Annotated in this window: 9 protein-coding genes and 1 pseudogene; 8 read left to right on the plus strand and 2 right to left on the minus strand. The window is 58.2% G+C overall.

Annotated features, from left to right (window positions below; genetic code table 11):
• The first annotated feature begins 60 nt into the window (after positions 1–60).
• The 3 genes from repA to repC all read left to right on the plus strand — a co-directional run bounded on the left by repA (position 61) and on the right by repC (position 3,720).
• A complete protein-coding gene (repA, locus tag RB548_RS22805) occupies positions 61–1,284 on the plus strand; it encodes a plasmid partitioning protein RepA (RefSeq protein ID WP_331375593.1) in 1,224 nt (407 codons plus the stop codon).
• Entirely contained in the window at positions 1,281–2,306 is a 1,026-nt protein-coding gene (gene repB, locus RB548_RS22810; protein ID WP_331375594.1) for a plasmid partitioning protein RepB, read from the plus strand. Before repA ends, repB begins: the two co-directional genes overlap by 4 nt.
• Positions 2,307–2,505: 199 nt before the next feature.
• The gene (gene repC / locus RB548_RS22815; RefSeq protein WP_331375595.1) at positions 2,506–3,720 is read left to right on the plus strand and encodes a plasmid replication protein RepC; all 1,215 of its coding nucleotides are present in this window, start codon (positions 2,506–2,508) and stop codon (positions 3,718–3,720) included.
• 1,364 nt (positions 3,721–5,084) lie between these two features.
• Here the strand turns inward: repC and fic are convergent.
• Positions 5,085–6,161: pseudogene (gene fic / locus RB548_RS22820) on the minus strand (protein adenylyltransferase Fic).
• A 482-nt stretch (positions 6,162–6,643) separates the two neighbouring features.
• Here fic and RB548_RS22825 point away from each other — a divergent pair.
• The gene (locus RB548_RS22825; RefSeq protein ID WP_331375596.1) at positions 6,644–7,003 is read left to right on the plus strand and encodes a DUF6283 family protein; all 360 of its coding nucleotides are present in this window, start codon (positions 6,644–6,646) and stop codon (positions 7,001–7,003) included.
• 73 nt (positions 7,004–7,076) lie between these two features.
• Here RB548_RS22825 and RB548_RS22830 read toward each other — a convergent pair whose 3' ends face one another.
• A complete protein-coding gene (locus RB548_RS22830) occupies positions 7,077–8,231 on the minus strand; it encodes a site-specific integrase (protein WP_331375597.1) in 1,155 nt (384 codons plus the stop codon).
• A gap of 125 nt (positions 8,232–8,356) precedes the next feature.
• On the opposite strand from RB548_RS22830, the gene RB548_RS22835 reads away from it, so the two are divergent.
• From RB548_RS22835 to RB548_RS22850, 4 genes are all read left to right on the plus strand, one after another.
• Entirely contained in the window at positions 8,357–9,310 is a 954-nt protein-coding gene (locus tag RB548_RS22835) for a DUF1403 family protein (RefSeq protein ID WP_331375598.1), read from the plus strand.
• A 65-nt stretch (positions 9,311–9,375) separates the two neighbouring features.
• Entirely contained in the window at positions 9,376–10,059 is a 684-nt protein-coding gene (gene scpB / locus RB548_RS22840) for an SMC-Scp complex subunit ScpB (RefSeq protein ID WP_331375599.1), read from the plus strand.
• 385 nt (positions 10,060–10,444) lie between these two features.
• Positions 10,445–10,867, plus strand: coding sequence for a hypothetical protein (locus tag RB548_RS22845; RefSeq protein ID WP_331375600.1), 423 nt, complete (start codon positions 10,445–10,447; stop codon positions 10,865–10,867).
• Positions 10,868–10,947: 80 nt separating this feature from the next.
• Complete coding sequence (locus RB548_RS22850) at positions 10,948–12,123, plus strand: hypothetical protein (RefSeq protein ID WP_331375601.1); 1,176 nt, start codon at positions 10,948–10,950, stop codon at positions 12,121–12,123.
• Positions 12,124–12,449 lie beyond the last annotated feature (326 nt).

Here is a 12,449-nt window from a genome sequence, read left to right on the forward strand (position 1 = left end):
GTGCTCTACCTTTGGCGGGCAAACGCGGGAAAACCGGCGGAGAGCCGCCAAGAGGGAAAGATGGCGATAGCAAACCGAGTAGAATCAGCTGTTGGCTTGCAGGAAGATGCTGGCAGCAAGATCATGCGCCATGCCGGGATTCTGTCTGGGCAATTGCAGCAGCTCAGAACTCGCATGTATCCGCCAAGATCCGAAAAGACGCTTCGTTCATTTTCGACCAACGAAGTGTCAAAGCTGACCTCGATACCCGATTCCACCCTGAAGCTCATGTCCACCGAAGGACGCGGACCGGTCCCTAGTCGGTTGGAGAATAACCATCGCCTCTACACGCTGGCCCAGATCAATGAATTGCGTGAATTGTTCGCGAAGCAGAAACCTGCAGACGCCTTGCGGTTCCTCCCTCGCCGTCGCGCCGGCGAGCATCTTCAGGTCCTTGCGATAGCCAACTTTAAGGGCGGCAGCGCGAAGACGACGACCTGCATCCATCTTTCCCACTACCTGGCTCTTCAGGGCTATCGCGTCCTTGCACTGGACTTGGATCCTCAAGCATCCTTGTCCGCCATGTTTGGTGCGCAGCCAGAACTCGACGTTGGGTCGAATGAAACGATTTATGCCGCACTGCGCTATGACGAAGCCGAACGTCGTCCAATCCGGGATATCATCCGCAAGACATATTTCGAAGGGGTCGACCTAATCCCGGGCAACTTGGAGGTGATGGAGTATGAGCACGAAACTCCCCGCGTTTTGGCTAACAAGTCGAGCTCCGGCGCAATCTTCTTCGAGCGACTGAAGCTCGCCCTTTCCGAAGTTGAGGCGGATTATGACGTCGTGATCCTGGACACTCCGCCGTCGCTTGGCTTTCTGACTTTGAGCGCAATTTATGCCGCGACCAGCATGATCATAACGGTGCATCCAGCCATGCTTGACGTCGCGTCGATGAGCCAGTTCCTCCTGATGATGGGCGATCTGATTAGCGTTCTGAACGAGAGCGGCGCTCAGCTGGACCAGGACTTCATCCGGTATTTGATCACACGGCACGACCCCAATGACGCGCCGCAGTCGCAAGTCGTCGCGATGCTTCGACACTTGTTTGGTACCGACGTCTTATTGCCAACTGCCATCGAGAGCACTGCGGTCGAGGCTGCTGGCCTTGGGAAACGTTCGATATACGAGCTCGAGATGGGGCAGATCGGACGCGATACCCATAAGCGTGCCCGCGAGTCGGTAGACGCCGTTAACGAGGCGATCGCTCGCCTTATCAACGACAGTTGGGGGCGGACATGAGCAAATCCTCTCGTAAGTCAATTGTCGCTAGCTTCGGACTGCTTTCCGCAGAACTGGAGAACAAACTAGCAAGTGATCAGCAGCCGGCGCCCCCGGCTCCGCCCTCGGGCAAACGCGTCGGAGCTGGTGTCATCGGCGCGGCGCATCGTGCGATCGACGACATCCGGTCAGAGCGGGACCGGTTGAAGGCTCTCGTCGAATCTGGCGGAGGTGCGGTTCGCGAGCTGGATCCTTCTCTCATCGACCCCTCCCCTTACCCGGACCGACTGCCGGACGATGACGAGACAAGCTTCGAGGCGTTCAAGCGTTCAATTGAGATCGACGGGCAAAAGGTCCCCGTCCAGGTCCGGAGACACCCCGCGTCGCCTGGTCGCCATCAGATCGTCTACGGTCACCGGCGCTGGCTTGCTGCCAAGCAACTCGGCAGACCCGTTCGGGCCATTGAGGTTGAAATTTCCGACATCGATCTTGTCCTCGCGCAAGGCATCGAGAATGCAAGCCGTCAAGATCTAACCTGGATCGAGCGCGCTCTGTTCGCGTCTCGGATGGATGATGCGGGGATTAAGCCCCGCCATATTTACGCGGCGCTTTCTATTGAGGACGCTGAACTGGCGCGTATGCGGAACGTCTACCGCATCGTTCCGGCGGATATCATCGAAGCGATCGGGCGGGCGCCAAAGATCGGCCGGCCTCGCTGGCTCGACTTTGCCAAGGTAATTGCCAGCGACCCGCGTACCCTCGATTCCATACGGGCTGAGCTGGACAGCAAGGGCAGTGCTCCCGAAACTTCTGAACAGAGGTTTCAGCGCGTCCTGAACGCCATCAAGCCAGCCGCCAACAAGGCCGTTGAAGCGACTCCGATTTCGGACGGAAATGGCACGAGGCTTGGCGCGTTGGTGACGTCCCCGAAAGAGGTTCGAATTTCGGCCGAGGGATCGCTTGGCATCGAGTTTTTGAAGTTCGTTGAGGCGGAACTGCCAGGACTTGCTGAGCGCTTCGCCCGTCAGCGAGAACACGAATAACCCTGACAGCTGTCAGGGTCTTAAAGCCTATTGAGGAAAGGAAACGCAGCAAAAGAAAAAGGCCCCCCAAACGTTGCCGTCGTGGAAGCCTCTCTCTGATTTAGCACCTCGAGAATCGCATTTCCACGAATCCTAGTCAAGAGTGTTTGGCGTCGTTTTCGGCGGTCGGATTTCTTTTGCCTTTCGAGGGTGAAGGAAAATGCAAAGTGGAAATGTGACGACGCCTTTTGGGCGGCGGCCGATTACGCTTGCCTTGATTCGGCAACAAATTGCCGCAACGGAGATCAAGCCCGGCAAATCGGCTGACAAATGGAAGGTCTTTCGGCACGCTTCTGAAGCGCGGAAAGAGCTTGGACTGCAGGACCGCAGCCTCGCGGTACTTGACGCCTTGTTGACCTTTTATCCTGACAATGAACTTCGCCACGACGGGCAGCTCATAGTCTTCCCGTCCAATGCGCAGCTGACACTCCGCGCCCATGGCATTGCTGGCGCCACGCTTCGCAGACATCTAGCGCTTCTGGTTGAGGCGGGTCTCGTTGTGCGCAAGGACAGCGCCAATGGTAAGCGATACGCTCGAAGGGACAGGTCGGGCGAGATCGAACGTGCCTTCGGCTTCGATCTCTCACCACTGCTCAACCGCGCCGAGGAGCTAGCCCAGATGGCTCAGCAGGTCGCTGCGGACCGAGCAGCGCTCCGGAGGGCGAAGGAAAACCTTACGATATGCCGTCGAGACGTCCGGAAGCTGCTCTCCGCCGCAGTTGAAGAAGGCGCCGACGGCGATTGGAACAAAATTGAATCCATGTACGTCCAGCTAGTCCACCGTATACCACGCAGCCCAAGTCTGTCTGATCTCGTCGGCCTGATTGATGAACTGAACGTATTGCAGGAGGAAATTCTCAACACGTTGGATTTGCAGCGAAAAGCAGAAATTGATAGCACCAATGATGCTCACAATGAGCGTCACATACAGAATTCACATACCGAATCCATACATGAACTTGAACCTAGCTCTCGAGATGAGCAGGACGCGATGCCGAGCCAAGTCAGCCAAGTTACGAGCGAGCCGATAAAGAGATTCCCTTTGGGAATGGTGCTAAAGGCCTGCCCTCAAATTGCCGATTATGCTCCAGGGGGCACGGTCGCGGGCTGGCGAGACCTAATGTCAGCGGCTGTGGTGGTCCGTTCCATGCTCAGAGTTAGCCCCTCGGCTTACGAGGATGCCTGCGATGTGATGGGTGCGGAAAATGCCGCCGTCACGATTGCCTGCATTCTTGAACGGGCAGAGCATATCAACTCGGCTGGCGGATATCTGCGAGATCTGACTTCAAAGACAAGGCGCGGCGAGTTTTCTGTTGGGCCTGTTTTGATGGCGCTTCTGAGAGCTCGCGGGCAAAGTTTGAGGGAGGTCGGGTGATGGGGAAGGGCTGTGGCCAACCCTGACAGCTGTCAGGGTCCTAGGTTTCGGTTTTTTTACGAAAAGATAGGTGCAGGGCGGGCCGCCCGGCTACGCATAGGCGGCCGGACACATCCACGCCTAGCACCGGATTCTCAGCCGAAGTCTGGGGAAATTTCTCCCGTTTCTGTCAGCGGCTTAGCACGGGACCGGATGAGAAGGATCGCCTGGCCGGAACAGGTGAACGAGATGTCTTGGAAGCCATCGCAAACGTAAGCCTCAGCGACGCATCCAACTGCATCCATAGGATTGGCTGAACGGAGCCGACGATGTCCTTGAACCTCGTGAAAATGCGAAAATGACGGAGGTGAGGCGAGAGGCTTCTGACTCTGGAGTGCACCTGTCGAGGCTGCGACCGAAACGTTGTCGCTATCGACAGAACACGAATCCGTCTCTCACGGAACTGCCTGAGTCCACATCCATTCGTTCACGATCAGTGGGTGACGATTAAAGAATCCGCAGACGGGGCCATAGCATGTCGATCGCCTTGGGCGCATTTGACCGGAGAAAGATACTCGACCAGAGGAAGTCTTGCGGCCCTAATCACTCCACGTGACCGGGGTCGGATCTTCGAGGCGCGGGCGTCTTAGACATACTTTGCGATTGGCGCAAGGCATGGGCTTGGCGTGTCAGCGCTTGCGATGAAAAATCTGCAGTCTGGAAAAATCGCAACTGAACTTGGGGTGCACGATGTTGGACGGCCTTAAGGAGGTTGAGATCCCGCGATAAGTCTGCGAAAAATATCGAGAAATGGGCAAGATATCGTGAGCCGAAATATCTTGGTTACGAGCGGGAGCTGCCCCAATTAGGCAGCGTCCCTACGTGGCCTCCGAATTGAGCGCCCGGAACCCTCTCCTTTTCGCGGAGAACCAAAACCCTGACAGCTGTCAGGGTTTTGGACCGGCCCTCGAGCTCAGGATTGCCGGCAAGTCTTCCGCAGGCCTTGGCCTCCTTCATGCCGGACTTGGTCCGCTCCGCAATTAGCGCTCGACCACCGGCAAGGAAAACATCTCCTGCCGTGTCAATGTCTCGATGGGCCGCGCTGGGACTGAAATGCGCACCCTCGTCCGTGAGTTGGTCGATGACCTCGAGGAGATCCCTACCGAGCGCGCCACGTGGTCGAGCCGAACCACGACGCGCGTTTCGCCGCCGTCGACATCATGCAGCTTTGCGAGGGCAGGGCAGGCACCGGAGGCGCCGCGGAGCCGTGCTCCGCGATGATCAGGTGCCAGCTGCGGGTCGTTACTCCATCTCCTGCGCTTTTGTCGCCTGGTCGTCGGTGGAGACGCGTGCATAACCGATCATCCGGCCACAGGGAATAGGTGTCATTGCGGGCGGTTCCCGGTGAGGAGCTCGAGTAGGGCGGGATTGATATAGAGATTCTCGCGGCCGGATTTCAGCATCAACCAGGGCCTTCAGGTAGACCGCCGCGGCTTGACGCTTTGCTATATCGGCCGCCACGACGTCGGAGATCCGGCAATAGGGGTTGACGAAAATCACCTCCGCCAGCTCGCGTGAATAGATCTTGGGCAAATCGCGACGCATCCTTGCGCCCGTCTGATCGAGGAGATCGCGGATCGCGTGGATCTTCCTGTTTGACCACTCCGCGGTTTCGCGTATGCCCGCGAGCATGTAGAGGATCCAGTCCTCCCAGGCGCCTTCGCTAGTCCCCCGCCGGAGTCGGTCGTAATAGGCTCGTTTGTTGCCGATGATATAGCGGCTGAGAAACAGCACGGGAATGTCGAGTAGACCCTTGTCGACGAGATAAAGGAGATTGAGAACGCGTCCCGTTCGGCCATTGCCATCGGTGAAGGGGTGAATGGCTTCAAACTGGTAGTGCATGACTGCGAGGCGGATCAGTGGATCGATGTCTTCGGCCTCGTGGATATAACGCTCCCAGTTCGCAAGCTTGTCCCGTAAGAGGTCGCGACCCTCGGGAGGCGTGTAGATGACCTCCCCCCGGTGGCTTCATTGTATAGCGCGGTTCCCGGCGTGGCGCGTATGTCGAGTTCAATGCCCTTGATCGTCCGGTAGACTTCGATTGCCATTGCTGTCGAGACTGGCCGCTCTTGAAGCAACTGGAAGCCTTGATGCAGCGCGGTCCGCTAGCGCAGAGCCTTCTTCGTCGCCGCGTCGGGCGGGTTTGCCGCATCGCCGGCAAAGCGAAACATGCGGTCCGTCGTCGTAACGATGTTTTCGATCTCTGAGCTCGCTTGTGCTTCAAGCAAAGGGATGGAATTGATTAGCACAGACTGGTTTGGAATGAGTTCTCCGGATACCTTGAGCTCTGCCAGAGCAGCGCGAGCGGTGATGCAGGCCATGAGGACGGCCTTCGTCTCAATGTCTTCGCTCGGCGGCAATGTTGGCAGATCGTTGTAAGGGCGGTCGGGCCGGAACGCCATGCTAAAACTTCCATTGTTCCGGCTGACTTATCTTCGGATATGTCGTTGGGGACGACATATCGCCTAAACGTGTCGATAGAATCGCAATTTATCGACATATCCTGCTGCCTGCAATGTACAAAGTCGCCAGACGAAACCTATCGTTTGTGAACGTTTCTGGTGGAGTACCCGCGCTCGGACTGGAGCCTCCAAACTCGTCAACCCAGGACTTGCCGCGGACGGTTGGTGACGCGCACCGGGAGCCGGATCGCCGATTTGAGACCATGGCGAATGCGCCGACAAGTCAGCGCCATTGTGGCTATTACTTCCCGATTTCAATTGAAGCGCTAAGCTGAAAATTTAACGTCCGACTTTGACTTAATGGCTTCACGTCGAGCAGGGGAGGGGAGGATAACATTCGATATCGTTGCGGTGGGTGGAAGCGTGTTGGAAGAATGCGCGCATGGTTACAAAACCGGCTTGCAACAACGATAGGATTCGGGATGAGCTGGAAGCTGCGGCGGGTTAGGCAGTGTGCCAAGTGCCCTTGGAAGGTGTCGACGAACCCTCATGATATTCCAGATGGCTATAGCGAGGAACTGCATCAGGCTCTTGTCCGCACCATCGCCGAGCCGGGATCGCTAGACGGCAGAGGTCATGTCATGGCTTGCCATGAGCATCCCCCAGGGGAGGAAGCTCACTGTGTCGGCTGGCTCATGAATCAGATCGGGCCTGGCAACAACATCCCTTTGCGTCTTCACGTGATGTCTTGCGAGAATATTGATGCGGTTATCCTGGAAGGTCCGCAGCACAAACGGTTTGAAGATACGCTGCCGAAAGGCAATGACGTGGCAGTTGGGTAGGTGTCACCGGCTGCGATCGCCGAAAGGCTGGATCGGCGGCCGCAGCACCTTGGCACAGCTCTGATTGTTGCTATTAAAGTCCCGAGGCCTTGGTGAGGTTGATCCGGAAGCGGTCGCGGCGCCGCTGATACTTGCGGGTCATTTCCGCACTGGCATGACCGAGCTGTTTTTGGACGTAACGCTCGTCGACCTCAGCCGAGGAGGCAAGTCCGGCGCGCAACGAATGGCCCGAGAATTTTTCGGCTCGCTCACCCTCGCTGAGGTCGCCACGAATGCCGGCGGCCAATGCCGCCTTCTTGACGAGCCGCGCGACCTCGCGGTCATTCAATCGATCCGGTCCAACATTCCTCCCTTGGTCGCGGACGCGGCGGAAGAGGGGACCCTTCGCAACCCGGGCGAACTTGATCCAGGTCTCGACGGCGACGACCGGGCAGGTCGCATCCGACGAGCCCCTGCCGATTTCGACCTCTCGCCAGCCGGTCTTGCCGCGCAGGGTGACGAGCAGGCCCTTGTCGAGGATCTCGATCCAGCCACGGCCGTCTTCGGTCTGGTCGCGGTCGCAATCCAGCCCGACGATCTCCGAGCGGCGCAGGCCGCCGGCGAAACCGACCAACAGCATCGCCCTATCCCGCATACCGCGCAGAGCTCCCCTGTCGAGCGTTTCGAGCATTGCAATCAGGTGCTCGGGCAGCACCGCTTCCTTTTGCCGGGGAGGGGCGGCATGGGTGTTGCGGATGCCGGCCAAAACGGTGGCGATGTGGCGATCCTTGCGGTCGAGCGGCGTGCCGCGCTGAACATAGTTCCAGGTGATCGCGGAGAGGCGCCGTTCGATCGTCATCACTGAATGGGGCTTACGGTCGGCCGTTGCGGCCCCTGACGCGCAGGCGGTGATGTAGAGGCCGACGGTCTGCGGATCGGGCGGCATATGGGCGAGACTCTGACGCCGGCACCAGCCCGTGAAATGCTTCCAGTCGGAGGCATAGGCCTTGCGGGTGTTGGCGGAGCTGGCGGCCTCGACATAACCGCGGGCCCGATCGGCGAGGCGCTCGAGGTGCGCCGGCAGGGCGGTGGTCGCGTCCGGAAGAGGGGAGGGGAGTGCAGCGCCCATCAGGCTCGTGTCGGCCGACCGCTGCACCGCGGAAACATCATCGCCGGCGGCCGTGCTGTCAGACGGAGCTGAGCTCTTCTCGACGTGATTTTCGCTGTTCTGCTCTGTGATTTGGGCCATTTCTTATATAAAGAGCATAACGTCCGATAATGCAACATTATCGGCCGTTTTGTGTAATCGACAAGCTGTGCGGTTGGTGTCGAATTTGATGGCAATAAGTGCACACCCGGCATAAGCTGGCGAATATGGATTCGCGCCCGATTCAGTCGCTATCGACATCCCTTCCGTTCGCTCAGTTGCCCGGCTGGACGACACCACGCGGCCGTGAGCCAAACGAGTCAGATGCCGCCTTCGCCGCGGGCATCGCCCTGAAATCGCTCGATGATCTCGTCAAAGCCGAACCGCACTGGGTCGGCTGCTGGCGCGCGCGCCAAGCGCTCAAATGTGCCGCCGTGGCGGTGCGGCTGATGGGGCGCAACGAGGATGAAGCGGCTTTGCGCGACGCCGTTCTGCTGACCGCGGCGGGCGACGATCCTGGACCGGCCGGAAAGGTGTTTCTGGCCTACAAAAGGTTTTTCAGCCGAAAACCCGGTTTCTCCTCGAAAAGTCTCGTCGAACTGGCTGAACTGCTGAGTCTGCCTTGGGACGACCATCTGGCGGCGGCCGTTGATCAGGCAGACACTGCCCTGCAGTCCGGGCGTGCCGCGCCCTTTGCCGCGGCAGACCTGGTCAGCGCCATCTACGCCGCCCGCCCGGATGCCGAGCCGCTCGCCTGGGTACTCGCCGATGCGTTGGTCGCCTCAATGCTGAACTGGCCGACCTCCATGCCGCTGCTGATGGGCGAGCGCAATGGCCCGGCTTTCCACAGCCTTGGGGGCAGGGGACGGGTGCGACCGGGCGAGCCCGCATTCCCACGTGCCGTGTGCCTCGCCCTGGTCGAAGGCACTGGTGCTGCGTTGCGCTCGGCCGGCGAGATTGCCCGCCGCGCGGACCTGCTTGCCGCGACTGCGTCGAAAGTGCGCACCAAGGGCGCCGAACCCGTCATCCGCAAACTGCTCGATGAAGATGCCGTGCCGATCTCGGCGCCGGGAACCGGCCTGTCCCGCTGGGCGAGCAAACGCCTGTTTGAGCGGCTGGAAGCCGCCGGCGCGGTGCGCGAACTGTCGGGGCGGCCGTCCTTCCGGATATATGGGCTGTGACCATGACCGGAGCGCACGCACCCGGCAAAATACGGACGCCTCGGACGAAGGACGCAAGCGAACGCTTGTTTGACCGGGAGCTAGATGATCTGCCGGCGGAGCTTCGCTGGCGCGAATGGATGCTGCGCGTCGAGGCGGTAATCTTCGCTTCGGCTGAACCCGTCACCCGTGAGACATTGGCGCGTGTGGTTGGCAAGGACTGCAGCATCGACCTTCTGATCGATGACTTGCGCGAGGAACTGCGCCCACGTCCCTATGACATCGTTGCTGCCGCCGGTGGCTGGCAGCATCGAAGCCGGTCGGCTTACGCGCCGGCGATCCGGGCGTCGCAAGCACCGACCCGCTCAGGAGGAACGCGCCTTTCAGAACACGAAGCGGCCGTGCTGATGGCCATTGCCTATCTGCAGCCTCTGACGCGCGGGGAGTTGTCAAAAATCTTCGGTAAGGAAGTCAGTCGCGATACGATTGCCAGTCTGCGCGACGATGGGTTTCTCGCCTCCGGACCGCGGAGCCCCACGCCTGGCGCGCCGTTTACCTACGTGACGACGAAGCACTTTCTATCGGTCTTCGGCATGGAAACGCTCCGTGACTTGCCCGACCTCGAACGGTTGGAGGACGCAGGCCTCCTCAGCAACGAGACGCTGCTTGCGGACGATGTTCGCATCGCCGACCGCGATCCGGGTGACGATGATGACGACGTTCATGATGAATACAGGGGAGAAGCGGAGCACGGTGCGGCTGACGAGTAAGTGGTCCACTTGCCCGAAGAGAGTTTTCGTTTACCGGTCTTTCAAGCGGTCGGGGTCTACTCCGTCGGCTGTGCAGGGCGCGTAATCTTGGCGAGCGAGTATAGGCGCCGAGTTGAAAGCTGGGGATAGATCGTCTCGGCACAGGTGGCTGCCCCCGCATCGGTCTTCGTGCTTTGCTGGCCGGTGGGGCTCAGGTCGGGACCACCTCTAGTGTAGGCGCTGTGCGTTGATCATTGATCAGTTAGAAGCCGCGCGCTCGGAGACGGGCGAGTCTCCAGTAGAGCGCTTCTGCGTCCGGCAAAAAGACTAGCAAGATAACTCTGACGCTTCCGTGATGCCTAACCTTGGGTTATGCTGCCCGCCAAGTGCAATCTGGGGCCAAGCCATGGGTGTCGAGCTTATCTTGTCCGCATTGATCGCCGGCGCAATTGCGGGGGTGTCGGCGACCGCGACCGAAGCAATCAAAGACGCATACACCGCCTTTAAAAGTTTGATTGCGTCGAAGGTAGGTGACGATGAACTGCGTCCACTCGAGGAAGCGCCGAAGGTGCCTGAAAACCAGCATCGTATTCAGGAGTTGCTCGAGAGGGCAGGGGTAGCCGGCAACGAGGTTCTGATCGCTCAGGCGACTCAGCTTCTGGAGATAATCAAGCGCGACGCGCCGTCTGCCCTTCATGAAGCCGCTATCGATATCGACAAATTCACATCTGGTTCACTGCGCGTTTCGAATTCCGATTCCGTACGCGGGAAGGAATGGAAGGTCGAGCGCGATGCGGTCTTCGATAACGTCGGAAAAAAAAACGAATAATCCCAGACGGATCTGAAACGGCTTCTCCAGATGGCTTTTCGATTGGCATTCTGACCGTCGGTCGTGATTTCATTTACGCAATGGGTCTGGGACGTTTTGCCGACCTGCCCCGTTGGGCGAAACTGGGCTCTGGATTTGTCGCAGCATCTTTGATTGTCTTTCTAATCGCACTCGGTCTCTACCAGGTTGATAAGTATTATCGTCTGCGCGAAAATTTTGACGCCATTTATAACCAGGCGATGCGAACTGGTGGTAGCCAGTTTCAAAGCTCCCATAACAGGCTGCTTGAGCTACCCCAACATATTCGGCAGTCTAACGATGGGCGCAAATGGGCCGACTTATCGAACAGTTTTTCAAAACACGTCGAGAATATCCAGGAGTTCTATAAACCCATATCGGAATGTCTTTCTGCCGGGACATGCTGGCCGCGCGAACTCCACGGAGAGTTTTGCAGAGTGGCTGCAGCCGAGGCGCTCAGCGTGGAAGAAATTACACGCCGCCTTCAACTCGTGCTCGGGATAAACATAAATCTGACCAACGACGCGGATGCGTTCGGCGGCGCGTTCGGCCCCTCGTTTACAATCCCGCGCCTGGATAGCCTTAAAACAATTGCCGACGGCCCTTGCAGGACAGAGGTCGACCTGCAGCGCAAGCAAAGAATGGCGGCGCGCTCTCTGAACGATGCTAAGGCGGCATGGGTCGCTCTCGTGGAGCGGGGCATGCCGGTCGAAATGCGGGACTTCCCCTTCGACTTCCCTGATTGGGAGCAAGTCGTCTCGGCCGAGGAAATCGATGCGGCTATAAGAAAGGCCGCAGACTCCCTTAAGTCCGATATTCGACATCAACTCTGTGAGCAGCAGCAGGATATGCTTGCTGGTTCAGCTGGTTTCCAAGAGGAAGAAAAAGAATTTCCTGGCTACTACCTGTCCCCGAAGTGCCGACTGGAAATTGACGGCAGTCGCAAGTGCACTTGGTGGGGATTTTACAAGAACACGCAAAGGCTACTCACCGGACTGAGCTATGACGCCGATGAGGAGCGCCAGATCAAATACCTTTCTGATATGTTCGACCAGTGCCCGGTTCCCAGGTGCTCATTAGACCGCAAGGTGCCATCAGGCGGGCAAAATGCACTTGGCTTCACCTGCAAAGCATTGTTGCGTCAGTATACCTGTAGCACCTCGCGTGACCGCTTGGCCATAGAATTGATCTCATGCTTTGACGCGGCGGCGCTGAAAATCGGAACTGCCGGAAGATAATTTGTCCTGCGTTCATGCCAGTTAAGACCGCCGTTGTGCCACGGCGTTTGTGCGACCGGCCACTAACACAATGTTTTACGCCAGCCGAATTTTGTTACTCAGTCACTTCTGACGAAGAAAGTATCTCGTTCTTGATGCAACCATTGACTGTGGCAAGCTTTCGTGAAAGTATCATCCAGGACATTTAAGTTGTAACAGGGTAATGTCGGCCGGTAAATTCTCTAGTCAAAGCCGTGATAGTCTTATCATAAAGGCCCAGTAGCTTAGATTCGCGTGGGAATTCTTGAATGCTGCATAACAGTCGCTCGGATTGAAGCATTCAGAGA

It is taken from the genome of Sinorhizobium chiapasense, from assembly GCF_036488675.1.
GTDB classification, from domain to species: Bacteria; Pseudomonadota; Alphaproteobacteria; order Rhizobiales; family Rhizobiaceae; genus Sinorhizobium; species Sinorhizobium chiapasense.

Bases quoted from the DNA above. Each gene is read 5' to 3' on its own strand.
- repB (WP_331375594.1), top strand. From the start codon at position 1,281: ATGAGCAAATCCTCTCGTAAGTCAATTGTCGCTAGCTTCGGACTGCTT.
- RB548_RS22845 (WP_331375600.1), top strand. From the start codon at position 10,445: ATGGGTGTCGAGCTTATCTTGTCCGCATTGATCGCCGGCGCAATTGCG.
- RB548_RS22825 (WP_331375596.1), top strand. From the start codon at position 6,644: ATGAGCTGGAAGCTGCGGCGGGTTAGGCAGTGTGCCAAGTGCCCTTGG.
- repA (WP_331375593.1), top strand. From the start codon at position 61: ATGGCGATAGCAAACCGAGTAGAATCAGCTGTTGGCTTGCAGGAAGAT.
- RB548_RS22835 (WP_331375598.1), top strand. From the start codon at position 8,357: ATGGATTCGCGCCCGATTCAGTCGCTATCGACATCCCTTCCGTTCGCT.
- RB548_RS22830 (WP_331375597.1), bottom strand. From the start codon at position 8,231: ATGGCCCAAATCACAGAGCAGAACAGCGAAAATCACGTCGAGAAGAGC.
- RB548_RS22850 (WP_331375601.1), top strand. From the start codon at position 10,948: ATGGGTCTGGGACGTTTTGCCGACCTGCCCCGTTGGGCGAAACTGGGC.
- repC (WP_331375595.1), top strand. From the start codon at position 2,506: ATGCAAAGTGGAAATGTGACGACGCCTTTTGGGCGGCGGCCGATTACG.